This is a genomic window from Synechococcus sp. L2F, from assembly GCF_024345695.1.
Taxonomy (GTDB): domain Bacteria; phylum Cyanobacteriota; class Cyanobacteriia; order PCC-6307; family Cyanobiaceae; genus MW101C3.
The window spans coordinates 111,117-133,696 of sequence record NZ_JAGQBP010000004.1 but is presented as its reverse complement, the minus strand read 5'-3'; the positions used below and the strand labels follow the sequence as shown (position 1 = coordinate 133,696).

Here is a 22,580-nt window from a genome sequence, read left to right as displayed (position 1 = left end):
TGAATTCAGTACCGGCTCAGTAACGGCTGCGGCCGCCACCACCACCGCCGTAGCCGCCGCCGCCACCACCGCCGCCGTAGCCACCGCCACCGCCGCCGCCGTAGCCGCCGCCACCACCGCGGTTGCCGCCGCCACCGCCGCCGCCACGCGGCTCAGCTTTGTTGACGCGGATCATGCGATTCATCCATTCGACGTTCTGGAGATCGTCGATGGCTTTCTGTTCTTCGGCATCATTGGCCAGTTCGACAAAGGCAAAACCGCGCTTCCGGCCGGTTTCCCGATCGAGAGGCAGGCTGCACTGGCGAACTTCCCCGTACTGACTGAAGAGGTCACGGAGATCCTCCTGTTCGGCATCGAACGAGAGGTTGCCTACGTAGATTGTCATTGAGCTGAGAAAAAACTTGAACGGATCCGTCGACGTCTTGAACAGACTTGTGGACTGGCCAGGGATCTAGGAATCAACCAAATCGTACAGGAGCTCGCCCCGTACGTCCGTCCAAGTCTTCCCGTCGTCGCGGTGTGTTTTCCACCCATTGCCAGCCCTCCTCCATGCCACTACGCCAGCAGCTTCTCGACGCCCTAGAGCGGCCCGGATCCCTGGCCGACGACGCACTGCTGGCCCTGATCCAGGGGTTGGAGCAGGAGGCGCCCGCCGATCTGGACCGCCAGCTGGAGCAGCTGAAAGGCGTGTGGGAACTGCGCTGGAGCAGCAGCCAACTGCCTTATCTCAAAGTGGCGCCCTGGCTGGAGAACCTGCAGGTGCTGCTGCCGCAACGGGGCCAGGCGATGAACCTGCTGCGACTGGCGGGTCCCCTGGGGCCACTGGCAGCCATCGGCGTGCAGGCCCGCATCGCCGTCACCGGCGCCCAGCGGGTGAGCGTGACCTTCGAGCGGGGTGGTTGGCGCGGGCCCGAGCTGGCGGGCCGTCGGCTGGAGCTGTTCCGCGCCGTTCAGCAGGGATTTCCCGCCTGGCTGGATGTCACGTTTCTTGATGATCAGCTGCGCCTCAGCCGCGGCAACGCCGGCACCGTGTTTGCGCTGCGCCGCCGGCCCGATCTGGATCCCGACATGTTTCTGGGCGCCCTGGACCACCAGGCGGACGCCGCCCCATGACCCCCGCCACCCGGCCGGGCCACACGCCAGCGTGCTGGCACCGGCCGGCTGACCATGTCAGGTTGTGACCATGAACCGGTTCCCCGACCTGCCACCCGAGGTGCTGCTGATGGAGCCCCGGCATTTCGAGGAGTCGCTCGACGCTGTTCAGGCGGTGCGTGAACGCAAGACGGTGGTGCTCAACCTCACCGCGATGGCGCCCGAGGAGGCGCAGCGGTCGGCGGATTTCGTCTCCGGTGGCGTGTTCGCGCTCGATGGCCACCAGGAGCGGCTTGGCGAGATGGTGTTCCTGTTCGCTCCCAAAGGGGTGGGGGTGACCCGCGACGTGGGCGGTGGCGGCTGATCTGTATCAGTCCTCCAGCACCTGCTCGCGCAAGGTGAGCTTCACAGCCAGGCCGGGTGCCTCCGCGTGAGGCGCCACCAGCACGCGGTGGCAGCCCGCCTCCAGCACGAACGCATCGCGGGCTTCATCGAAGTAGGACAGACGCCGCAGCGGAATCCGCAGGGTGAGCGGCAGCGTCTGCCCCGCTGCCAGGCTCAGGCGCTGAAAGCCCACCAGCTGCCGCGCCGCCCTCGGCAGCCGCAGGCCCGGGGGCTCCACGTACACCTGCAGCACCTCGTCGCCTGGCACTGCCGCAGTGTTGTGCACCACAAGTGACACGGCCAGCATCTGCACGTCGGGCCCTTGCGCCTGCGGCACCTGCTCCTCCGGCACGAGCCGGGCCACCAGCCCTTCATGGGTGAAGGCCGCGTAGGACAGACCCCAGCCGAAGGGGTAGGCGGCGGCGTGTCCCTGGCGGCGCAGGCGGCGGTAGCCGTGCCAGAGGTCGTAGGTGAGGCGCCTGGCCCGGGGATCGAACGGCGGCAGGTGCGCTTCGCTGCTGGGCAGGGCGAACGGCAGCCGGCCTGAGGGGGACACCCGCCCGAAGATCACATCGGCCAGGGCCGCGCCCCCCTGCTCGCCGGGATACCAGAGCAGCAGCAGCGCCGGCACCAGCTGCCGCCACTCCTCACACAGGATGGCGCCGCCGCCCATCAGCACCACCACGGTGCGGGGGTTGGCTGCGGCCACGGCCCGGATCAGGCGCAGCTGCGCCGCAGGCAAACCCAGGCAGGTGCGGTCGCCGGAGGCGAAGTGACTGCCGGGCCGGGCCGAGCCCAGCCGCGCCAGGGCCGCGATCAGCCGCGTCAGCTGGCGCCAGAGTGGCGTGAGCCGCCGCCAGCCCAGCCAGCGCACCAGCGCGGCGGGGGGCGGCACCTGCTCGAGCACCGGGGCGATGTCCCCCGGGTGGATGTGCTCGCCTTCGTTGCGCCAATCCAGACCCACCACCACCACGGCGGCATCGCTCGCGGCGGCCAAGGCGGCGGCGGCTGCCAGGTTCCGCCCCTCCTCGTGGCGGATGTCCATGGCGGGAGCCGCCGCCCGCAGGCCCGCCAGCGGTGTCACGACACTGCCGGCTGCGGGCCGGGTGTCGGAGGAGCCCCGGTCGCCCAGGTTGGGCTGCGCCGCCAGCCGGCCGATCACCGCCAGCGAGCCAGTGGCGGCCAGCGGCAGCAGCGGCCCCTCATTGCGCAGCAGCACGATCGCCTTGGTGGCCGCCTCCCGCGCCAGCGCCAGGTGATCCGCGCAGCGTCGCAGCGTGACTGGGTAGCGGCCGGCGGGCACGGCGAGTTGAACCCGCAGCTGGCGCAGCACTGCATCGTCAATGCGCGCCTGCAGGGCAGCGCTGAGGGGGTGGCCCACTGCCGGCCCCAGGCTGCCCGCCAGGATCATTGGAAAGGGCATCTCCAGGTCGAGGCCCGCCTGCAGGGCGCGCGGCCCATCGCGCAGGCCGAAGATGAAATCCGTGACCACGAACCCGCGGAAGCCCCAGCGGTCTTTGAGGATGGCCTGCAGCAGCAACGGGTGCTGGCCGCACCACTCGCCGTTCACGCTGTTGTAGGCGCTCATCACAGAGCCGGCGCCAGCGTCGACGCAGTCGCGGAAGTGGGGCAGGTAGAGCTCATGCAGCACCCGCGGGCTGGCCTGCACATCCACCAGGAAGCGGCAGCCGTCGATGGAGTTGAGCGCGAAATGTTTGACGCAGGCGATGGTGTGGCGCTGCAGTCCGCGGGTCAGGGCGGCGCCCATGGCCCCCACGTGCACCGGATCCTCGCCATAGGTTTCCTGGGCGCGGCCCCAGCCGGGATGGCGCAACAGGTTCACGCACACGGCTCCCACCCAGTTGGCGCCGAACGAGCGGGCCTCAAGACCGATCGCCACGCCGATCCGTTCCTCCAGCTCCGGATCCCAGCTGGCGCCACGGGCGATCGGCACCGGGAAGGTGGTGGCGCCGCCTTCGAGCACCACCCCACGCGGTCCATCGACGAAGTGCAGCCCGCCGATCCCCAGCCGGGGCACCACGCCGGCCGGCCATGGATGGCGGTGGGAGGCGTCCTGGGTGGCGATTTCCACCATCCCCGACCAGAACGGGGTGTCGCCATCGAGGCAGCCGAGCTTCTCCGACGGGCTCATGCGCTCCAGCAGGGCGCGGGCTGTGCGCTCAATGGCCGCGGCGGGTCCGGCGCGGCCATTGAACAGGTGGGGGCGAGGCGGCGCCATGGCAGGGGGGTGGGCTCACTGTTCATGGTGCAGCCATTCCCAGCGGCAGGCCGCAGGCCGGCACCAACATCGACCTGGCGCTGGTGGAGAGCGGCCACGCCTTCGTGTTCCGCCGCTTCCTAAACCAGTGCGACGCCAAGGCCTACCTGGCGGCGGAGCAGCAAGCCATCCGGCGCCGTGCCGGCGTCTGGCAGGTGCCGGGGGGCCTCAGCCGCCCGTGGGACTTCCGCCGCGAACGGCGCAGCGGCGTGACCTCCCTCTCCGCGGATGGGGCCATGCAGGCTGCCTAAGGAAGCCATGTTGCTAAGCAAAGACCTGTCAACGAACGCTGAGTGAGCCATGAGCAGAGCATGGTGGCCCAATGTGGTGCTTCCCGAAGTCAGGAGCACGTCATGCCAGTGATGCCAATGGTGCTCAGAGATTCGCTGGCCAATGCAAGAATTCGGCGTTGCCGTGTGAGAGATCGACTTCACTCTGCGGCCAGGTCAATGAGAAGAGGATGAATCTGGCTTGGTTCTCTACTCTCATTGCTGTACTCATCGGCTTCGTTTGCTTTTTTTCAGCGGTGGATGGGCGGCACATCCTTGTTGTGCCAAGGGTGAATTCCTTACCCATGACCCAATGCCCGGCGCTGCGTCTGTCCCTTCTCCACATTGCTGACCCGTCCTGATCGCTGACGCGCCCAGCTCGCGCACCCTCACGACTCGCCTGTGCCCCCCAGCTGCCTTTGCCCCCCGGCCACAGCCTCAGCCCAGCAGGCTGGCTTCCACGGTGAGGCCAGGCCCGAAGGCCAGGGCCACCCAGGGGCGGGGAGCGTTGCTGCGGCGCAGCCGCTCGAGGATGAACAGGATCGTTGCCGACGACATGTTGCCGAACTGGCGCAGTACGGCGGCCGAGGGCGCGATCTGGTGGGGCTCCAGCTCCACCGCCGTGGCGACCGCCGCAAGGATGCGTGGCCCGCCAGGGTGCAGGGCCCAGGACCCGATGGCGGCGAGGGGTTGCCCTCGGGAGCTGAGCCATCGTTCCAGCCAGGGGCGCAGGTGGGTAGCCACAGCCGCCGGCACCTTGGTGGAGAGGGTCATCTCGAAGCCGTGGTCGGCGATGGTCCAGGACATCAGATCGCTGCTGCCCGGAATCAGGGTGGAGCCGGAGGCCAGCACCTGCAGCGGCGGGGCGTCAGCGGCTGCCCCTGCCGCTCCGGCAGCGCCCGTGGCCACCAGCGCACCGGCCCCGTCGGCGAAGAGGGCGTTGGCCACCACCTTCTCCGGATCCCAGCCGTAGTGCATGTGCAGGCTGCAGAGCTCCACGGCGCAGAGCAGCACGCAGACGTTCGGATCGGCTTCCACGAAGGCCCGCGCCACCCGCAGGCCGTTGAGCGCGCCGTGGCAGCCCATGAAGCCCACATGGGTGCGTTCCACATCGGGGTGGAGGGGCAGCTGGGCCATCAGGGCCAGATCGAAGCCCGGCGCCTGGAACCCCGTGCAGCTCACCGTGACCAGGTGGGTAATCCGCTCTGCAGCCAGGTCGGCATCCGCCAGAGCCCGGCGTGCCGCCTCCAGCGCCAGGGGTTCAGCATGGGTTTCGAAGGCCCGGAGCCGCGCGCCGGTGGAGGGGCTGCTCTCGCCGTAGAAGGGCATGCGGCCATCGATGCCCGCCTCGTGCTCCGCCGACTCCAGCAGCACGCTGTGGCGCAGGTTCACCCCGGAGCGCCGCTGGATGCGCGCCAGCAGGGCCGCCCGCTCCGGTGTGGAAGCGGAGATGCGCGCGGCCATCGCCGCCGATTCCGCCGGGCTGATCCGGTGGCGGGGAACGCTGGTGCCGACGCCGAGGATCGTCAGGGGCATCGCAGCAGCCGTTGCGGCAGGGAAGGCAGGCGAGACGCTGCCCAGAACAGGCCCCGGCTGCTGGTGGGGTGGCGCAGCGCCAGGGCCAGGCCACGACAGAGCAGCTGCCGGCGGCCGATCCGTTGCCGGTGCAGCTCACGCCAGCGGCGCTCGATCGCCGGCTGCCATCTGCCGGTGCCCTCGAGCACCAGCGGCGTGGCGGCGACGGCGGCGGCGAGGGCCCAGCCCATGCCTTCTCCAGTGAAAGGCTCCACATAGCCGGCGGCATCGCCGAGCACCAGGAAGCGATGGCCCGCCAGGGGGGTGGTGCGGCGACTGAGCGCCGGTGTGCTCTGCCAGGCGGCCTCCGCCAACTGGGGAATGGCGGGAAAACCGGCCTCCGCCAGCACCTGCCTGGCCGCCGCCGCGGCGCCTCCGCACTCCTGCAGCAGGGCGCGATCGAAGGCCGCCGCCAGGTTGAGGCTGCCGTCCTCCACCCGCACCAGGCCCACGTATCCCTGGCGGCCCACCGCCATGTGGATGGTGCCCTCCTCCCAGCGGCTGTGGCTCCCCGCCAGCACGCAGCCGGCCCCCAGCCGGGAACGGGGGCTGATGCGGGTGTGGGCGGAGGGCTCGTGCTCCAGGCTGCGGTTGGCCAGCCCCGCCGCCACCAGCACCACGGACGCCTGCACCAGCTCCTGCCGCTGTCCCTGCCGTAGGCAGACGCTGCGGGTTTGGGTACCGGTGCGGGGGGTGACGCCACCCAGCTGCGCGGTGGTGTGGGGGCGGAACACGGCACCGGCGTTGACGGCCGCCTCCACCAGCGCCTGATCGAAGCGACCGCGGGAGAGGGCCCGCCCCGGCGGCAGGGCGCAGGTGGTTTCCCGTCCGCCCAGGCCGAGCCGCAGCCGCCGCAAGGGTCGCCCGCCCAGGTGTTCGAGCAGGTGGCCCTGGCCCACGGAGGCGAGGGCCGCCTGGGCCTGGGCGTTGAAGCAGGAGCCGCACACCTTCCAGCGCGGGAAGCTGCGCTTCTCCACCAGCAGCACCGTCAGACCGCGACGGGCCAGATCCAGGCTGGCCAGGGCGCCGGCAGGCCCGGCCCCGATCACCAGCACGTCCCAGGGCTTGCCCGGTTGGCGTTCAACCACGGGACCAGCTCAGCAGGTAACGCTCCGGCCAGCAGCGCTGGATCCTGGCGCCGCTCAGCCCGGCCCGATCAGCCATGGCCGCCACCTCAGCGGGCTGGAAGGCCCCTTGCACCGACAGCGGTCCATCGGTGTGGACGATCCAGGAGCGGCTGAGCAGCCGGGTGCCGGCCCAGGCCAGGCCATAGCCGAGCGGGCTGCGGATCAGGTCGTTGACGAGCACGAGGTGACGGGCCCGGCGGGCCATCAGGGCCAGCAGTACCTCGGCGTCGTGGTCGCCCAGGTGGTGCAGGAACAGGGAGGTGATCACCACGTCATAGCCAGCGGGCGCGGCTCCGTCCGGACCGGAGGGCAAGGGATCCGCCAGGGCATCGGCCTGGAAGAAGCGCGCCGCGGCGCCGCAGCGTTCCGCATTGGCGCGGGCGATCGCCACAGCGCTGGCGCTGATGTCGCAGCCCTCCAGGATCAGCGGCAGCTTGCTGCGCCGGGCCAGCAGGACCAGATCAATCACGGTGTCACCGCCGCCGCAGGCCAGATCGAGCACCCGCAGCGGCTGGTTTGGCTGCCGCGCCGCCAGCGCCGCGATCGGCGCGAATAGGGAGGCGGAACAACGGCTCAGGGCATTGATGCGGCGGAGACCCGCCAGGGCCCGGGCGTGATCGGCAGGGTCGATGCCCGGCTGATCCATCACTTCAGGTATCCGTTCCCTGCGGCTCAGGGCGTTCAGGCTCGGCATCGCCTCGGCTTGTCCTGAGAGGGCATGCACGAATGATGGCGACGCCGGGTGGGCAGAGGGCGGCGTGCGGGGTTCCTCTCGTTGATCCGTGCGGCAGGGCAGCACCCCTGCTGACCGAGGGCTGGCAGCGATGGCAGCGCTTTTCCGAAGGCGTTGAGCAAACGCCGCACCTACAGCATCCGTTCAAGTGCCTGGGCGTGAAGCTCCTGCGGCCTCAACCAAACCAGGCACGGAGGTCTCAGAGATGCATCGGTTGCGGAGCACCCGGCTTGTGTCGAGGCACCCTCCACAGCCTTGATGTGGAGATTGGCAGCACCAGCCATTGGAGCGGTGTGATCCAGCCATTGTTGAGAAGCTCGATCACCGGCTACAGCCGTGACGACCACCGCCCAGCACCTTCTCAATGGACTCATCGCCGGACTGGCTGCGGGGCTCACCCTCGCTCCTCCGGCGCAAGCCGCCGAGCGGCTCGGGGCCATCCCCGCAGTCTTCCGGGGCCTCTGGATGGCAGAGCCGCGGCACTGCACTGCCCCGCAGAGCGACGAGTCGTGGCTTCGCATCGAGGCCGATCGCCTCAGCTTCTATGAGAGCAGTGGGCCGGTGCTGGCGGTGGCGGGAGAGGGGCCCGAGCGGATCGGCGTGATCATCGCGCTCTCCGGGGAAGGCAGTACCTGGCTGTACCTCGGCCTGCTGAGCCTGGATCCGGGCGGAGACCGCCTGCGGCTGGTCAGCACGGGGGTGGAGGGTGAAGTGTTCCGGGTGCGGTGTGAGACGCGCTGAGCCAGCTTCAGGGCTGGTTGACGTTGCACTCCCGCAGACTCCCAGCGATCGCAGTGATCAGGTTCTCAGCCTCATTGCGCCAGTCGCTGCGGAACTTAAAGCCCAGCACCACCGTTTCTCGATTCTGAAGCCGCAGGGCGTAGACCTCGGCGAAGGAAGGAGCGGGAATCGAGGTGGAGAAGGCCAGCCCTTCAACACTGCGCTCCAGCAGGCGGCGCTGAATCGGCCTTCCCTGATGGGCCTGGCCGGCGAGGAACACCGTTGCCACGTAGGCACGCAGTTCGGCCGGGGTCATGCCGGCCTTGGCATCGGTGACGTCAAGCGGAAAGCGAACAGCGGTGAGGCTGAAGCGCTCGCTCTGCGCGTCGGCTGCCGGCGGATGCACCACAGACACAGCAGCGAGACCCACCGATAAGGGGCTAGAGAGGGCGCGTGGGGAACGGAAGCAGAGACCCTGCAGCGCCACGACCTTGTCGGGCCGGGCTGGAGCCTCACCTGGTGAAAGCACCAGACACAGAGCGAAGGCAATACCGGCGGCGGTAGGGCAACAGTTTCCCTTCAGAAAGGCAGCCTCTCGCCTGGCAACCTGAAACAAGCAGGCCCTCCAGGCATGACTGAACCATGCGAGGAACCAGCGGGACGGTGTCACGACGATGCTCCATCCGTGGTTACCAGCATCCTCATCCAAAGGGTTCTAGGACGCGCCTCAACTGGGTCCACCTCGAGTGAACTCTTGAGCTTGCAGCTACTTGACCTCGCGCCTACGGCGATCAGTAGCAGACGATCGAGGCCGGGCCCCAATGGACTGTCGAAGTCTTGCTGCCCGTACGCAACAGCATGGCAGCATCATCAACCACGCTCTCCATCATCCCGCCGAAGTGAACTGCATCGCCCTGCTCATCCGTCGCTGCCAGGGTTGGAGCACAGACCTGGCGTGCCAGGGGGGCTGGGCACCCGAAGGCGCACGGCACCAACGACTAGCCGGCGGCCGCCGCGCCCTGCGCCCCCTGTGGTGATCGCCACCAGCTCCCACTGTGATCCAGCCCATCGCGCTGAGGTCTTGAACTGATCAGTCCATTCATGCCGATGAGCAGAAGCAACAGCTACGGCGTGATCACTTGATGAATCCATTCGGCAAACTCCACCGAGAGCTTGATGGTCATGTCAACTCGGTCGATGAGATCTGGTTGCTCGCCATCCGCTGGTAGTAGCAGGACGATCCGTTGGCAATTCGGCCGCACCAATCTACCATGGCCCGACGGTCAACAATGTTCGTAGATCCTGTCCCACAATTCACCTCCCGCAGAGCCGACCAAGATCAACACCTTCCTCCTGACGGAAACAAACAAGAGAAGGCCTAAGGCCACGCCTGCCCAGGTGAAGTAGTCAGCGTATAACTTCAGCTGCCGTGCTGGAATCAGAGTGCTGTTGCAGAACACTTGGCAATGACGATCGGACCACTGCGGAGGGCGCTGGTCAACGTCCTCATCAGCCACTTGAGCTTGTTGTGAGCCTCAACGCCTAACTGGATCTCCCCAAGAACTGGACAGCCCTCTCTCCCAATCCTTATCTGGTTTCGCGCGGCACACTCAGCTTGTTGACACGAAGCCTGGAGACCAACCAACTCAGGGGCTTACTCATCTTGTTCATTTCCAGGAAGACCATCTCAACTCGAATCGAAGTTGAGCTCGAACCACCATCGAAGGCCTGAAGTAGAGCTATCCGCCTGGTGCAACCCGAATGAGTCAGATCTCATCAAGCCACACCTCCCATACAGACCCAAGGAGCACCTTTTCGGGGATGCCTGCAGCGAAGGCACTCAACCACAGAGCCGGCACAAGAACGCACCACATTGTTCGAGGCGCTTAGGGGCGCTTGATTGCGAGACCCGAGCGCAGCACTGGCCGCTGAACATGAGCTGAATCTGCCAAGCCATGGTGGGCAGCGATTTGGATACGTTGCGGAGGTCCTCAAGCTACGTGCGGCTGTCAATCGCGCAGGAGGGGATTCGACAAGAACTCTCTGCTGACCGAAAGAGATGGCCCAACCGGAATACCTGCTGGAGTGCGATGAACAACTCTCGGTAGTGAAGTCAACTGATGCCCAGCAGGCCGCGGATGAAGGCCTCACCGCCGAACAGAACAACAGGTACCGATCAATGTTGAGGCTCGCAGCCGCCTGGTGCAGCAGCAGCCCATGCTTCGGGGAGGGGCTTGGGACAACCACGAGCGTGGGATCTTGATCAGGCTCCAACGCAAAGCTCAGCAGCCTGCACAGGGCATCCCAGAGCCGGAGTGCCAGCTCCACCTGCGCCTTGCCCACGCACACACGTTCAATGCCGCCAAAGGGCTCCAAGGCAATGGGCTCCCGGATGCGGCGAAAAGCCCCCCACCGACGAGGTCAGGCGCCTGAAGCCATTATCATTTGAGGACACGACTTTATGGCTTCAAGCGGAGGGCTGGTTGCGACATGATGCAGATCTCGGCAGAAACGAGAAATGTCGATTGTCACAAGTGCGACTGGATTCTATGGCAGAGATGATTGCGGCTGCAGCTAATTTTTCATTTCCAAGCATCCATTCTCTTCGCAAGTCCTGGGGGCAATGAAATGCTTGCCTTTGTTTTGTCGCGGCTATTCACTCATACGCTTCTCAGTGGTGTTCTGGGAGCGATTTTGGGTGTTGCTATTGGTGTTGTCACTGGGGCACTTCGGCGATCAATTCCAAGCACATTCGCAGTGAGCATAAGGGGCGCGTTTTTAGGCTGCATCCTGGCTTGCAGCAGCCCACTGATTTGCACCCCTGGCTCCCTGGAGTCATGGGGAGCGGGGGGAGGGCTGGGATCATTGTCAGTACTGGTAAGCCTGGCTTTCATTGCCTTGGGAGGGCTAATTGGCGGACTGACTGCAAGCACATTTGGATACCGATGGGCAATGAGAATGAAACCCAGATTCTTTGCCTGGACGATGAGCGGAATTTACATCTTCATGGCAGCTTCTCTTGCATATGGCTATCTCCGCTATTGCTTCGCTGGGTCATCGTATTGTTAAGCTCTATTCTTCCGTCAAAATCCGAGGCCGATCACAAAGGTCAGTTATTGGTATGGGATCTGGATGCGCCACATCATCCAAGCCGAAGATGGCGGGATGTTCTTTGCTTGAGCCAGGGAGAGCCGTCGCTACTGAATCGAACCGTTAGCAAGGGTTGCAGGCGAGCACATCGCCGGAGATGGCATCGGGGCTGCTTTGAGTCGCCACCATGCTGTTCATGCCAGGAGGTGATCATGTCGCTGCTGGGAAGGGAAGCCACCCGGCGGGCACGCACACTTGGGCAGTTCGGCTCAGAGGGGCCAGAAGCCACTCCCAGCACTGTGCCATCCACAGCGTCGTGCTCACTCATCAAGCGGATCGCCACTCGCTGACAACGCTGAAGCGCCCGCATGCATCAGTTCATTCACTTCATCGGCAAAGCCGATGCCAGGGAAAGACGTCGTCACCATGCTGCGCAGGCGGTGATCAATTGTGCGCGTCCCAACAGTGTTCTGCACTGATCAGGGGGGACCTGATTCGCGTCATGACGATCGACGCAACACGAGCCTGCAGACGTGTCTGAACATGCCGTTCTCCCTGGCCGGTGTCGCATGGCGGTGACATCGGGTCAGACATCAACCAAGGTTTTGCATTGCACTCCGGGAGCTACTTGATGCTGATGAAGCCCAGCTGATCCTCAATCAAGGCGCTGCAGGTGGGAGCCTTCTGGCGCACCACCTCTGCGGCGATGCGCATGAGAAGGTCCATTCTCCGCCCGACCGCCCATGGATAGCAGGTGTTCCATTCACTGATGTCGCCGATCAAGATGGATGCAACGGTGTCGCCACCGCAGAACTCCCAGTAACAGGAGATGGTGTTGATCCCTTCGTGGTAGACGACAACCCCGCTACGCCCGTTGTCGCTGATCTCCACCCACCATGGTGCAGAGAGGCTCCCGGTCACCGGCTGGCCGGCTCCAGGATGCGGTGGGAGGGAACCTCATGGAGAGCCATCAAGCGACGCTCAATGGTGGCTCCATTGGACTTCATCCAGGCCGCCGTGGTATCTCCCACTTTTTGCCCATAGATGCGATGGCTGTAGATCACCGCAGTGCCACGACCATCTGCCAGCCTGAATCGCGCAAAGACAGCCTCGATAAAGTTACGAACAGGGAAAAGAACGACGATCAGATGTTCTGTGGGCTTCACGGCAGTGCGGGGAACCGATAAAGTGCGAACCACCACGGCCTTGTTCTGCTTGTAGTTATCGAGCACCCTATTGGCAACATTGGCCAGCCCATCCCCATCGCTGACACCTGGGTACGTGTTGATGGTTATCATGTCCGTCCAGCGACTGAGGTCAGTCTGATCAGATGGAGTGAACTCATGCTGATGTTTTGACGACCATCGAAGGAGATAAGTCTGATCAGCAAACTTCATCGTCAACGGAGAAGCTGGCGGCCCACCTGCCGCATGCGAGGCGATCGGCACAGTCATCATCAATACAGCTGTCAATCGAATCAAGCCACGAAGGTTGCGCATGCCACTTATGCGGGAATCTCAACGGGAAAGGCCCGAAGACAATCTTCAGGAACATGGGCAGGATACGCACTTGCGGTGCGCAGTAGCAGCAAGCGGCGACGTGCGGCTTCGAAGAGATGATGAAGAGGCTGTGAAGAAACCTTGGGGCTGACACTCATCCAGGCAAAACATCCCTTGCGCCATCTCAGCATCGGGCAGGGCCACGAACGCATCAGGCTGGCGTGTTAAGCCGCTTCGCTCGACATGATGGATGGTGCGGCCGTTCCCGGTGGGATCAAGGATCGTCAGCAGCACGCCCTGATTCACCTGGGAGAAGGTGCAGGAAGTCACGACGGTTCAATCCGTATGGAGGCGTGCCGCTGATTGATCTTCAGGTTCAAGATCTGGCAGCTCACTGAAGGACCCGCTCGGGCATGAGCCCTGGACCAAAGGCCTTGGACATCACTGACGCTTCTACCGATTCCCCGGAGACTGCGCTTGCCGCCGCGCTGGGCGTGGCTTTGGGTAACGGGTTAGCGGTAGGCCGCAGTGGGCGCCGGAGCCTCACAATGGGATCGATACTCATCCTGGGCGCCATGACCATGCCGGATCTCAGCGCAGAACAGCCGGCCGGCGACCTCGATCTGCTACGCATCCTCTGCTGTGTCGCCTGGTCCGATGGGGAGATGTCTGAGCAGGAGCGAAGGCTGCTCAAGAAGCTGGCGGAGCGCACGGCAGCGGCAGATGCCGGCCCAGAAGCCGCTTCCACCGCTGTGGATGCCCTTGCGGCCGAGGCGCTGGGACCGGAGGCACTCGAGACGCTTCTGCCAAGGATCACCACGGCCGATGACCGGCGGCTGGCCGTGAAGCTTGCGTATCAGGTGCTTCGCATCAGTCGGCGACCGGAAGACACCTCGAGCATCAATACCGATGAGAAGTTGGCGTACCGGCGGCTGGTTGAGGGTCTGAAGATCGACGACCGAGAGATTCTCGAAGCCGAATGGGCGGCGGAGCAGGAGCTGGCCCAGCCGCCCGGCCTACTCGCCTTCCTTGCCAACCGCTTTCGAGGCCTGGGGGCCTGGGCAGACAACGACCAGCTGGAGCCGCCAGGCGCAACGCGCCCCTGAGCAGCTTGGCCAGGTGGCGGGATGGACCTGCACCCCCAAGACCCAGAGGGCGAAGCGAAGGTGCAGCAGGTCCTTCGTTCGGCAATGGACAGGCAGGCAAGTCGATCCGTAAGGGTCAGCATCTCCTCTGCAGTTCCAGGGAGAGCCTTGCCAGAGAGATCTACGGCAAAGGCACTCCTGTACAGCGTTTGGTACAGGAGTGCCAGCCCAGTGACGTGGGACGCTCAGGGCCGCTTGATGCCGAGCGCCTGGGCGCCGTACTGCTCGCTGAACATGGCCTGGATCTGCCAGGCCCTCAGGAGCGTTTTGGACACCTTGCGCAGGTCTTCCAACTCCGTGCAGTTGTCGATGGCACGGGAGTGGGCTTCCACGAAGAACTCTCTGCTGACCGAAAGGGACTGGCTCATGGCGATGCCTGTTGGAGGGGGAGGAGCTGATCGGGGCAATGGGTTCAGCCGATGCCGAGCAGGCCGCGGGTGAAGGCCTCACCGCCGAGGGCGAATTCAGTGGCGAGCAGGGCGATGAAGCCGAGCATGGCCATACGGCCGTTGAGCTTCTCGGCGCGCTCATGGAAGCCCCAGCCGCTCTCGGCGCTCACCACTTCCATGCGGGGCTCGGTGGCGAAGGCATTGAGGCGGCCGCCGTCTTCGGTGGTGACGGTGGCGCCGCGAATGGTGGCGCGGTCAAGGGCGCTGGGGGCGGTGGCGGTGGCTTGGGCCATGGGGCTCTCGCTTGGGATGAGAGAACTGTAACAGACTGTTTCGGATTTTGAACAGATGTCGCTTCTGGGCGGCGATGGGGCCCCGCAGGTTGTACCTCAAGGGCGCTGCTGGTTGTTTTGCATGGGCCCTGCGGGTTGCTCCGCCAGCTCCTTTGCGCCCGGGCGGCCTTGCGGAACCAGAGCGGGTGCCCAGCCGGCCGAAATCCTGCTGCGCCCACCCCTTCCGCCGACCTCCTCCGCCTGTTCTGCCGCGGTGCCCTTTCCGGGGACGTTGCTCCTCAGGACTGCGCGTCGGCAGTGGATGGGGGCCCCGCCATGGCCTGGCCTGCCGCTCCCCGGCGGCTGGCGCGCACCCGCAGGCCCTGCTTCGGGGTGGGGCTTGGGATCACCACGAGGGTGAGGTCCTGATCGGGCTCCAGCGCAAGGCTCAGCTGCTTGAGCAGCCCCACCGCCAGCAGCCGGATCTCCAGTTCCGCCAGCGCCTTGCCCAGGCACACCCGTTCACCGCCGCCGAAGGGCAGCAGGGTCACCGGTTCCGCCCCCTCCAGATGCCGCTGGGGCCGAAAGGCCGCCAGGTCCTCGGGGTCAGCGCCGTGGCGCTGGCTGGAACTGATGCTCACCTGCACCACCCGCTCCGCCGGCACCAGCACACCCGCCAGGGCGATCGGCTCCCGGGTGCGGCGAAAGAAGCCCCCCACCGGCGGCGTCAGCCGCATCACCTCCTTCACCACCGCCTCCAGCCGCGGCGCCCGCACGGCGTCGTAGGCGCTCACGGCCACTCCTTCTGCCGGTGGCCAGGGCAAGCCGTCGAGTTCCTCCCGCAGCCAGGCCAGCTCAGCGGGATGCTGCAGCAGGGTGAGCAGCAGGCAGCTGAGCGCGGAGGCGGTGGTTTCGTAGCCGGCGAACAGCAGCAGCAGCAACTGCTCTGCCACATCGACGTCGGCGAGGGGGAGGCCGGCTTCATCAAGGTCTCCAGCCAGCAGATCGAGACCGCCGGCGCTGAGGGGCGCTCCGGCAGCGGCGGCGGCCTGGGCGTTCTGAAGCACGGCGCCCAGGCGTTGCAACAGGCGCCTGCGGGCCTGACGGGCGCGGGCGAACGGGCTGCCGGGCAGGGCGAACGGCAGGGAGAAGAGGCCCTGGCACCAGATCTCGAAATCCACGAACAGGGCCTCGCGATCGACCGCATCGAGCCCCAGCACGGTGCTGGCGATCACGCTGAAGGCGAAGCGCCGCAGCTGCGGCACCAGGGCCAGCGGCGCTTGGGCACCCAGCAGGTCCTGGTGGAGCACCTCCACCTGCGCCACGATCGCCGGGCTGTAGCGCTTCAGGGCAGCGGCAGCGAACAGCTGCCCCACCACCCGTCGGCGGGCCTTGTGATCCGCACCATTGCAATTGGCCAGCGACAACGGCCCCAGCAGCTCCCGCACACTGTCCGGCCACCAGCCCTGGACCGCGTCACCCTGGGCGAACAGATCGCTGATCGCCTGGTCGCCGCGGATGAACACGGTGCGCTGTCCCAGCAGGCTGGTTTCGTACACATCCCCGTAGCGCTCGAAGCGCTTACGGGCGAAATCGGCATCACGGAAAAAGGCGAGGGTTTCGAGCACGCCGCTCACGGCTGGCGTGCACGGCAGGGGCTGAAGGGTGGCGGAATCGAGGGGCAAGCAACCGGATCCAAGCGGCGCCCAGGCTGGCAGTCAGCTGAATGCGGCGCGACGCCATCATGCCTGCCAGCTCCAGGGCGGCCACACCCGTTGGGCCTCAGCCCCTGCTTCGATTGAGGGCGGAATCGCCTGATCCTGCTGCTGCACATCCGCTGCAGGTGGCTATGCAACGGCTGAGTTTTTCGCACCGCCAAGGCGATGCCGGGGTTGGTCGTTGCGCGACATCGTGCCTAGACCACCCATAGCCATCCCCACGGATCTGAAGCGGCCAGGATGAACTCGCCAACGCTCAGGCCACAACCCAGCGATCCACCCGGGCCGCACCACAACCAAGACAACCGCCACCTGCCCGCGATCGGTGGTGAAGCGGGTGTAATGGCCAAAGATCCGATCTGCGGGATGGTTGTACCGAAGGCCACAGCTCTTTCGGCGCAGAGAAGTGGCCGCAGCTACTACTTCTGCAGCCAGAGTTGTCTGCAGACGTTCCGCAATCCCGACCGCGAATTGCGCGTCCTGCGTCGCCGCGTCGGCTTAGTGATCGGCGGGGTGTTGGCGCTGGCGTTGTTGCGGGCCGGGGCGTTCCTTGCTCTGGCGGCAGGCATCAGTTTGATGGCGTGGGTGCCGTTGCCGGCTCTGCCCTGGATGAGCTGGGGGAGGTGGTTGTTCGTGCTCGCCACTCCGGTGCAATTCATCGGCGGCTGGTCGTTCTATGCCGGCGCCTGGGCAGCCCTGAAGCGCCGCGCCCTCAACATGGACGTGCTGATCGCCCTCGGCACCTCCGTGGCCTACTTCTACAGCGTGGTGGTGGTGTTCGCGCCCACCTGGCTGCCGGTCGGTGTGAGTGATCGCGACGTCTATTTCGAAGTATCGGCGGTGGTGATTGCCTTTGTGCTGCTGGGCAAGTTCATGGAGGAAAGCATCAAGCAACGCTCCTCGGCTGCGGTGCGGAAGCTGCTCGATCTCCAGCCCGCCACCGCCACGGTGATCCGGGACGGCATGGAGCTGACCGTTCCTGCCGACACCATCGCCATTGATGAGCAGGTGCTGGTGCGCCCGGGCGAGAAGATTCCCGCCGATGGGGTCGTGACCGCAGGCAGCAGCTCGGTGGATGAGTCGTTGCTCACCGGTGAATCCCTGCCGGTGGCCAAGCTGGTGGGCGCCGGGCTGATCGGCGGCACCGTGAATGGCCGGGGGGTGCTGCGTTTTCGCGCCACCCGGGTGGGATCCGCCACCGCCCTGGCCCAGATCGTGCACCTGGTGGAAGAGGCCCAGGCCAGCAGTGCCAGCGTGCAGCGCCTGGCGGATCAGGTCACCGGCTGGTTCGTGCCTGCCGTGGTGTTGATCGCCGTCGCGGCATTTGCGATCTGGACACTGGCCGGCCAGTTCAGCAGCGGACTGCTGGCCTTCATTGCCGTGCTGGTGATCTCCTGCCCTTGTGCCCTCGGCATCGCCACCCCGGCGGCGCTGATGGTGGGAGTGGGCAAGGCCGCCGAGCAGGGCATCCTGATCCGCAGCGGCGCCGTGCTGGAGCGGGCCGAGCAGCTCACCACCGTGGTCTTCGACAAGACGGGCACGCTCACGCAGGGCCGGCCGATCCTCACGGATCTGATCGCCCTGCCGGGCAGTTCGGAGCGGGACGTGCTGCAACTGGCAGGGTCACTGGAGCATGGCTCGGAGCATCCCCTGGCCGGGGCCATCGGCGCGGCGGTGGCAACGCACGCCGTCGATCTGCTGCCGATCGACCACTTCGAGGCCCGGGTCGGCGAAGGCCTCACCGCCATGCAGGGGGGAGAGCCGGTCTGGCTGGGGAACCGGCACCTGGCCGCTCGCTTCATCGGCGATCTGCCGGAAGACCTGCAACAACAACTGGGCGACCTTGAGCTCGGTGGCCGCACCTCGATGCTGCTGGGAAGGGCGACGCGCCTGCTTGGTCTGCTGGCCGTCGCAGACACGGTCCGGCCCGAAGCCGAGCAGGCTGTGGCCCAGCTGCGTCGCCGTGGCGTGCGGGTGATCCTGCTGAGCGGCGATTCCCGCACCACCGCGGAGGCCATTGCCGCGCAGCTGGGCATCAGCGAGGTGATCGCCGAAGTGCGGCCCGCCGAGAAGGCTGGAACGATCAAGTCGCTGCAGCTCACGGGGCAGAAGGTGGCGATGGTGGGGGATGGCGTCAATGACGCCCCGGCCCTGGCCACTGCCGATGTCGGCATCGCCATCGGCTCCGGTTCGGATGTGGCCAAAGAAGCTGGCGACATCATCCTGATCGGCAACGATGTGCGGCAGGTGGTAACGGCCATCGGACTGTCGCGGGCGACGATGCGCAAGATCCGCCAGAACCTGTTCTGGGCATTTATCTATAACGGGATCGGCATCCCGATCGCCGCCTTCGGTTGGCTCAATCCGATGATCGCCGGTGCGGCCATGGCCCTGAGTTCGCTGTCGGTGATCGTCAATTCCTCCTTGCTGCGACGTTTTCGGGTGGCTTGATCGGTGTGCATGCCGTCCGTGCACATCCGGCCGTGGCAGCCGTTGGCGTGAACACTGAAGCCTTCGCGGGTCGCAGTGGTTGGACAGTGTGATTCCGACGACCTGGAGCCCGACGGATCAAACAGACACCGAACGAACGGATACCGATCCAACGGGCACCGATCCGATGAAGCAATGACCCGCAGCCGCGGCCAACTTTTCACAGCGTCTCCATGCTGAGCAGAGGCAGATGCGATGGAGAAGAGCTGATGAAGAGGCACCGACTCGTAGACGGCCGCTTCCATCCGATCGCGTTCCGATGGGACGTGGTGTTCCGATGCACTGCCACAGCAGGGCTGGGGGCGTTCGTTCTGATGCTGGGAGTTCCAGCGTTGTCCCAGCCTCCAGCACCTTCCAGCTCACCGGCGCCAGGGTCGGGAGCAGGAATGGGAGGTCCGGGGGGGATGGGCCGGATGGGCGCCCAGTCGATGGATCAACACTTCATCGTGATGATGATTCCTCACCACGACGGTGCGATCGCCATGGCCGATCTTGCCCTCACCCGAGCCAAACGGCCCGAGATCAAAGAGCTGGCCAGGAGCATCAAGAACAGCCAGACGAGCGAGAACGCTCAGATGCGTACCTGGTACCGGCAGTGGTTCGGCCAACCCGTGCCCAACTGGAACCAGGGCACAGGCCTGGGCAGGACCGGGGGCGCAGGCGGCGGCATGGGGATGGGGCAGATGGGCGGGGGCACGGATCTCACCGCCCTGAGCAAAGCCCCGGACTTTGATCGTGCCTTCATCGAGCAGATGATTCCCCACCACCAGATGGGCGTGCGAATGGCAACGATGGCCCAGGCCAACAGTCAGCACCAGGAGCTGCGCCTGCTGCAGCAGGCCATGGTGAAGGCCCAGAGCCAGGAGATTGAGCAGATGAGGCAGTGGTACAGGAGTTGGTATGGCTCACCCTGACTCCCCCAGTGAGAGTGAGGGCAGTGTTCAGCCAGCGGGCTGAGCCTTCACAGTGATGGTCAGATGGCCGTCGCTGTCGCGTTGCAGGGCGTAGAGCTGTTGCTGCATCAGCCCCTGCAGTTGCTGCACGGCTTGTTGCTCCTGGCGGCTGGGATGGCGTACGGCTGAATGGAGCAGCCGCAGGCCCAGACCGGCGCTGCCGATCACCCCCAGAGGGCCCATCACCACGGCCAGGCCTGGCACCAGCATCAGCGCCACCGCCAGCACCACCGACATCGGCAGGGCGCCTGCCGCCACCAGGCCGCTGTTCTGCAGGATCTGCAGCAGCCGCTCCTGACGCGCCGCTGCGCTGCCATTGATCAGTTCATCGCGGTGCACCAGCAGTTGATCCAGGGCGGCGATCGCCGCTGAATAGGCGCCTGCCTCGACGGCATTGCCGAGGGTGCGCTGCCAGAACTCCGGCGTCTGAGCTGCGGCGATCAGACCATCGAGATGGTTGTCGCCGCTGGCGCGAAGGCGCTCCAGCCCGGTCATGTTGGCGCTGCCCCGGGCGATGTTGACCGTGCCGTCCTCCCAGATGGCATTGGCGGCCTCCGCCGCCCGGTGGGGCGCATTGGCCTGGCTCTCCAGGTGAGACCAGTGCTTGCCGAGGGCATCACCGCCTTTGAGGAACGCGTCGACGGCAGCGGTGCCGTAGTGCTCCAGTTCGCCTGGCAACCTGGCCAGCAGATCCGCCGCTGCCACGCCGTGATTGGTGGTGGCGGAGCTGATCCGGCTGATCAGCTGGGGATCGACGGCGATGTTGTGGAGCTCACTCAATGACGCAGCAACCGCGCCGCTCGCCATGGCCAGCACCTTGCTGCTGCGAGACAGGCCATGACGCAGCTGCTCGGTGGCGGCGGCACCGGCGGCCAGTCCCGCCTGGGTGAAGGTGGAAAGATCGGCCATCGCCCGGCATCGATTGACCTTCATTTTCACTGGTGTTTTGCTCTGCTGGGGCCAACGGCCTGTCGTTTCCTTCCCTGTGGTTCACGAGCATGATCTGGCGCACGATTCGGCCGGGATGGCCTCACCGTTGCGTGCAATCCATCCCCTGCAGGCCTGACCATTCCGCCGGAACCGATGCCTAGGCTTCCCCTCAGCACCCCAGCTTGAGCGCTGCCTGCCTCCAGGTTTCAGGAACAGCATCCGCGCACGTCCGTGACGCCGTCCCTCCAGGCGGCTGCCCTGACGCCACTGTTGCTGCTGCGGCTTCGATCCGGCATCTCCGGCCAGCCCAAGGCACAAGGCTGCGCTGCGCGGGGCGGGGCTGCATTCCGTTGTCGGCCGGGGTCCGTTTCGGTGAGGGTGGCATCGAACTCCTGATCCTGCTGGCGCTGGTGGGTTGGCCGCTGCTGGACGCTGCGGTGCAGTCCGAACCCCGCGCCCGCTTGGCGGCGCCGCTGCCCCTGCCGCCGCCCGGCAGCTATGCGGTGCTGGTGGCCGACTGGGGGCTGCACTCCGCGATCGTGGTGGAGCAGCCACCGGGCTGGCGGCTTGGCCCTCCCGGCGCTGAGGCGGCTCCCTTCCTGGAGATCGCCTGGGGTGACCGGCGCTACTACGCCGCCGGCGATCGCCGCCCCCAGGCGGTGGCGGCCGCTCTGTTCCTGCCCACTGAGGCGGCGCTGTTCCTCGCTGGCCACCCCGATCCGCCGCTGCTGAAGGGAGCCGTCCGCGTGCATGAACGCCGGGTGGATGCCCCCACCCTGCACGCCCTGCTCACGAGCCTGGAGCGTTCGCTCCCCCGCAGCCCCGCCGGCGGCCGGCCCGATCCCCTGCCGTTGCCCGCGGGCCGCACCGCCCGTTTCCTCCCCGCCCACGGCGCCTATCTCTGGACGCGCAACTGCAACTGGTGGACGCTGCAGCGGCTCAGCGACGCCGGCCTCGCCGCCCCGCCACTGGGCGTGCTGTTCAGCCGCCAGGTGCCGGCGCATCTGCAGGGCTTTCAGCAGCGTTGAGCACCAGCACCAGCAGGCCGGGCTTACTGGAATCCCAGACCACAAGGCTGTGGGTCAATCATTGCTGTGATGCCCAACGGCTCACGAGGGCAAGGTGATGGCTACGTGTTGGTGATCAAGGAGCTATCCCAATGCTGAAGGCATCACAAGAGCTGGAGCATTCGATCCAGCGCGGAAAAAGCACCGCACTATGCCAACCAGATCTGTTGGACGCTGTAATTCCGCCAGCCCTCCGCTCGCCAGCCGCTCAAGCCAATCCAGAAGACCAGCCTGCGGCAACGGCCTAGCCACTGATCACCCCAGTCCGCGCAGACGGATCAAGGCGCCCACCACCACGAAGGCGATCGCCAGGGCGGTGATGGCGCGGATGTGCCAGGCCAGGCCGTTGAGATTGTCGTCGTTGAGGGTGGGGATCAGCTGCAGCCGGGCGTGCAGGGCCAGGGCGGCCGTACCGGCCAGCAGCAGCAGTTTCACCCCCACGAGCATTCCGATCGGGTTCGCCGGGTTGAGCAGCCCGCGGAAGCCGGGCAGGTAGATCCAGCCCATCCAGGCGCCGGTGACCACCTGAATGGCAAGAGCGCTGAGCCCCAGCGGCTCGAACGTGTCCTCAAACGCGCGGATCTGTGCTGCCTCCCGCTCCCGCAGCGCCTTGGGCAGCACCCCCAGATCCAGCACCAGATGGCCACCGGTCCAGACCGTGGCCGCCAGGGCATGAACGATCACCAGCAGCGGAAAGGGCGACACAACAGCTCCACAAGGCTGCTCCCACGATGAAGGCGTTCCGGCACGGGCGGCCATGGCGCAGCCCGGGGCGGTGGCGATGCAGCAGTTCCTGGGGATGCACAACGCTGCCGAGAGATGAACCGCCCTGCCGAGAACGCGACCCCC

22 protein-coding genes and 1 pseudogene are annotated in these 22,580 nt (G+C 66.2%); 8 read left to right on the top strand and 15 right to left on the bottom strand.

The window, feature by feature from the left end:
• Positions 1-16 precede the first annotated feature (16 nt).
• Positions 17-385: an RNA-binding protein gene (locus tag KBZ19_RS11755; RefSeq protein WP_094512660.1), complete on the bottom strand. Its 369-nt coding sequence runs from the start codon at positions 383-385 to the stop codon at positions 17-19.
• A gap of 164 nt (positions 386-549) precedes the next feature.
• Between KBZ19_RS11755 and KBZ19_RS11750 the strand changes: the two genes are divergently transcribed.
• Both KBZ19_RS11750 and KBZ19_RS11745 read left to right on the top strand, forming a co-directional pair.
• Positions 550-1,113, top strand: coding sequence for a PAP/fibrillin family protein (locus KBZ19_RS11750; protein ID WP_255101067.1), 564 nt, complete (start codon positions 550-552; stop codon positions 1,111-1,113).
• Between the two features lie 61 nt (positions 1,114-1,174).
• Positions 1,175-1,432 (top strand): annotated as a pseudogene (locus KBZ19_RS11745) (cell division protein SepF); the annotation flags it as partial.
• A 30-nt stretch (positions 1,433-1,462) separates the two neighbouring features.
• On the opposite strand, the gene KBZ19_RS11740 reads toward KBZ19_RS11745, so the two are convergent.
• Entirely contained in the window at positions 1,463-3,715 is a 2,253-nt protein-coding gene (locus KBZ19_RS11740; protein WP_255101066.1) for a beta-glucosidase, read from the bottom strand.
• 35 nt (positions 3,716-3,750) lie between these two features.
• Between KBZ19_RS11740 and KBZ19_RS11735 the strand changes: the two genes are divergently transcribed.
• Complete coding sequence (locus tag KBZ19_RS11735) at positions 3,751-4,005, top strand: thermonuclease family protein (protein WP_315856359.1); 255 nt, start codon at positions 3,751-3,753, stop codon at positions 4,003-4,005.
• A gap of 456 nt (positions 4,006-4,461) precedes the next feature.
• Here the strand turns inward: KBZ19_RS11735 and KBZ19_RS11730 are convergent, their stop codons facing one another.
• Genes KBZ19_RS11730 through KBZ19_RS11720 form a run of 3 tightly spaced genes read right to left on the bottom strand, consistent with a single transcriptional unit; the run spans position 4,462 to position 7,419 of the window.
• On the bottom strand, positions 4,462-5,559 hold the full coding sequence (locus KBZ19_RS11730; RefSeq protein WP_255101065.1) for a type III polyketide synthase: 1,098 nt from the start codon (positions 5,557-5,559) through the stop codon (positions 4,462-4,464).
• Positions 5,550-6,686, bottom strand: coding sequence for an NAD(P)/FAD-dependent oxidoreductase (locus KBZ19_RS11725; protein WP_255101064.1), 1,137 nt, complete (start codon positions 6,684-6,686; stop codon positions 5,550-5,552). The genes KBZ19_RS11730 and KBZ19_RS11725 overlap by 10 nt, the downstream gene beginning before the upstream one ends.
• Positions 6,679-7,419 (bottom strand): methyltransferase domain-containing protein, encoded by a 741-nt coding sequence (locus KBZ19_RS11720; protein ID WP_255101063.1) that lies wholly within the window; start codon positions 7,417-7,419, stop codon positions 6,679-6,681. The genes KBZ19_RS11725 and KBZ19_RS11720 overlap by 8 nt, the downstream gene beginning before the upstream one ends.
• A 375-nt stretch (positions 7,420-7,794) precedes the next feature.
• Between KBZ19_RS11720 and KBZ19_RS11715 the strand changes: the two genes are divergently transcribed.
• On the top strand, positions 7,795-8,199 hold the full coding sequence (locus KBZ19_RS11715; protein ID WP_255101062.1) for a hypothetical protein: 405 nt from the start codon (positions 7,795-7,797) through the stop codon (positions 8,197-8,199).
• A 7-nt stretch (positions 8,200-8,206) separates the two neighbouring features.
• Here the strand turns inward: KBZ19_RS11715 and KBZ19_RS11710 are convergent, their stop codons facing one another.
• The 5 genes from KBZ19_RS11710 to KBZ19_RS11690 form a co-directional block, all read right to left on the bottom strand.
• Positions 8,207-8,608 (bottom strand): hypothetical protein, encoded by a 402-nt coding sequence (locus tag KBZ19_RS11710; protein WP_255101061.1) that lies wholly within the window; start codon positions 8,606-8,608, stop codon positions 8,207-8,209.
• Between the two features lie 2,980 nt (positions 8,609-11,588).
• Entirely contained in the window at positions 11,589-11,744 is a 156-nt protein-coding gene (locus tag KBZ19_RS11705; RefSeq protein WP_255101060.1) for a hypothetical protein, read from the bottom strand.
• A gap of 148 nt (positions 11,745-11,892) precedes the next feature.
• A complete protein-coding gene (locus tag KBZ19_RS11700; protein WP_255101059.1) occupies positions 11,893-12,159 on the bottom strand; it encodes a hypothetical protein in 267 nt (88 codons plus the stop codon).
• Positions 12,160-12,185: 26 nt separating this feature from the next.
• Positions 12,186-12,767, bottom strand: a complete 582-nt coding sequence (locus KBZ19_RS11695; RefSeq protein WP_255101058.1) for a hypothetical protein — start codon at positions 12,765-12,767, stop codon at positions 12,186-12,188.
• A 45-nt stretch (positions 12,768-12,812) separates the two neighbouring features.
• Entirely contained in the window at positions 12,813-13,097 is a 285-nt protein-coding gene (locus KBZ19_RS11690) for a hypothetical protein (RefSeq protein WP_255101057.1), read from the bottom strand.
• Positions 13,098-13,342: 245 nt separating this feature from the next.
• Here KBZ19_RS11690 and KBZ19_RS11685 point away from each other — a divergent pair, with 245 nt between their 5' ends.
• Positions 13,343-13,873: a TerB family tellurite resistance protein gene (locus KBZ19_RS11685; RefSeq protein WP_255101056.1), complete on the top strand. Its 531-nt coding sequence runs from the start codon at positions 13,343-13,345 to the stop codon at positions 13,871-13,873.
• A 224-nt stretch (positions 13,874-14,097) separates the two neighbouring features.
• Here KBZ19_RS11685 and KBZ19_RS11680 read toward each other — a convergent pair whose 3' ends face one another.
• The 3 genes from KBZ19_RS11680 to KBZ19_RS11670 all read right to left on the bottom strand — a co-directional run bounded on the left by KBZ19_RS11680 (position 14,098) and on the right by KBZ19_RS11670 (position 16,258).
• Positions 14,098-14,280, bottom strand: a complete 183-nt coding sequence (locus KBZ19_RS11680) for a hypothetical protein (RefSeq protein WP_094512647.1) — start codon at positions 14,278-14,280, stop codon at positions 14,098-14,100.
• Between the two features lie 44 nt (positions 14,281-14,324).
• Positions 14,325-14,594, bottom strand: coding sequence for a high light inducible protein (locus tag KBZ19_RS11675; RefSeq protein WP_255101055.1), 270 nt, complete (start codon positions 14,592-14,594; stop codon positions 14,325-14,327).
• A 278-nt stretch (positions 14,595-14,872) separates the two neighbouring features.
• Entirely contained in the window at positions 14,873-16,258 is a 1,386-nt protein-coding gene (locus KBZ19_RS11670; RefSeq protein WP_255101054.1) for a cytochrome P450, read from the bottom strand.
• Positions 16,259-16,531: 273 nt separating this feature from the next.
• On the opposite strand from KBZ19_RS11670, the gene KBZ19_RS11665 reads away from it, so the two are divergent.
• Together KBZ19_RS11665 and KBZ19_RS11660 are read left to right on the top strand one after the other, a co-directional pair.
• The gene (locus KBZ19_RS11665; protein ID WP_315856357.1) at positions 16,532-18,742 is read left to right on the top strand and encodes a heavy metal translocating P-type ATPase; all 2,211 of its coding nucleotides are present in this window, start codon (positions 16,532-16,534) and stop codon (positions 18,740-18,742) included.
• A gap of 425 nt (positions 18,743-19,167) precedes the next feature.
• Entirely contained in the window at positions 19,168-19,695 is a 528-nt protein-coding gene (locus KBZ19_RS11660; RefSeq protein ID WP_255101052.1) for a DUF305 domain-containing protein, read from the top strand.
• A 27-nt stretch (positions 19,696-19,722) separates the two neighbouring features.
• Here KBZ19_RS11660 and KBZ19_RS11655 read toward each other — a convergent pair whose 3' ends face one another.
• Positions 19,723-20,643: a hypothetical protein gene (locus KBZ19_RS11655; protein ID WP_255101051.1), complete on the bottom strand. Its 921-nt coding sequence runs from the start codon at positions 20,641-20,643 to the stop codon at positions 19,723-19,725.
• A 371-nt stretch (positions 20,644-21,014) separates the two neighbouring features.
• Here KBZ19_RS11655 and KBZ19_RS11650 point away from each other — a divergent pair, with 371 nt between their 5' ends.
• Positions 21,015-21,692, top strand: coding sequence for a DUF2459 domain-containing protein (locus KBZ19_RS11650; RefSeq protein WP_255101050.1), 678 nt, complete (start codon positions 21,015-21,017; stop codon positions 21,690-21,692).
• A 294-nt stretch (positions 21,693-21,986) separates the two neighbouring features.
• Here KBZ19_RS11650 and KBZ19_RS11645 read toward each other — a convergent pair whose 3' ends face one another.
• On the bottom strand, positions 21,987-22,436 hold the full coding sequence (locus KBZ19_RS11645; RefSeq protein WP_255101049.1) for a CopD family protein: 450 nt from the start codon (positions 22,434-22,436) through the stop codon (positions 21,987-21,989).
• Between the last annotated feature and the right edge of the window lie 144 nt (positions 22,437-22,580).

Excerpts from the sequence above, each read along its gene's own strand:
- KBZ19_RS11755 (WP_094512660.1), bottom strand. The coding sequence starts at position 385 with ATGACAATCTACGTAGGCAACCTCTCGTTCGATGCCGAACAGGAGGAT.
- KBZ19_RS11750 (WP_255101067.1), top strand. The coding sequence starts at position 550 with ATGCCACTACGCCAGCAGCTTCTCGACGCCCTAGAGCGGCCCGGATCC.
- KBZ19_RS11740 (WP_255101066.1), bottom strand. The coding sequence starts at position 3,715 with ATGGCGCCGCCTCGCCCCCACCTGTTCAATGGCCGCGCCGGACCCGCC.
- KBZ19_RS11730 (WP_255101065.1), bottom strand. The coding sequence starts at position 5,559 with ATGCCCCTGACGATCCTCGGCGTCGGCACCAGCGTTCCCCGCCACCGG.
- KBZ19_RS11720 (WP_255101063.1), bottom strand. The coding sequence starts at position 7,419 with ATGCCGAGCCTGAACGCCCTGAGCCGCAGGGAACGGATACCTGAAGTG.
- KBZ19_RS11695 (WP_255101058.1), bottom strand. The coding sequence starts at position 12,767 with ATGCGCAACCTTCGTGGCTTGATTCGATTGACAGCTGTATTGATGATG.
- KBZ19_RS11685 (WP_255101056.1), top strand. The coding sequence starts at position 13,343 with ATGACCATGCCGGATCTCAGCGCAGAACAGCCGGCCGGCGACCTCGAT.
- KBZ19_RS11680 (WP_094512647.1), bottom strand. The coding sequence starts at position 14,280 with ATGAGCCAGTCCCTTTCGGTCAGCAGAGAGTTCTTCGTGGAAGCCCAC.
- KBZ19_RS11675 (WP_255101055.1), bottom strand. The coding sequence starts at position 14,594 with ATGGCCCAAGCCACCGCCACCGCCCCCAGCGCCCTTGACCGCGCCACC.
- KBZ19_RS11665 (WP_315856357.1), top strand. The coding sequence starts at position 16,532 with ATGAACTCGCCAACGCTCAGGCCACAACCCAGCGATCCACCCGGGCCG.
- KBZ19_RS11660 (WP_255101052.1), top strand. The coding sequence starts at position 19,168 with ATGGGAGGTCCGGGGGGGATGGGCCGGATGGGCGCCCAGTCGATGGAT.
- KBZ19_RS11655 (WP_255101051.1), bottom strand. The coding sequence starts at position 20,643 with ATGGCCGATCTTTCCACCTTCACCCAGGCGGGACTGGCCGCCGGTGCC.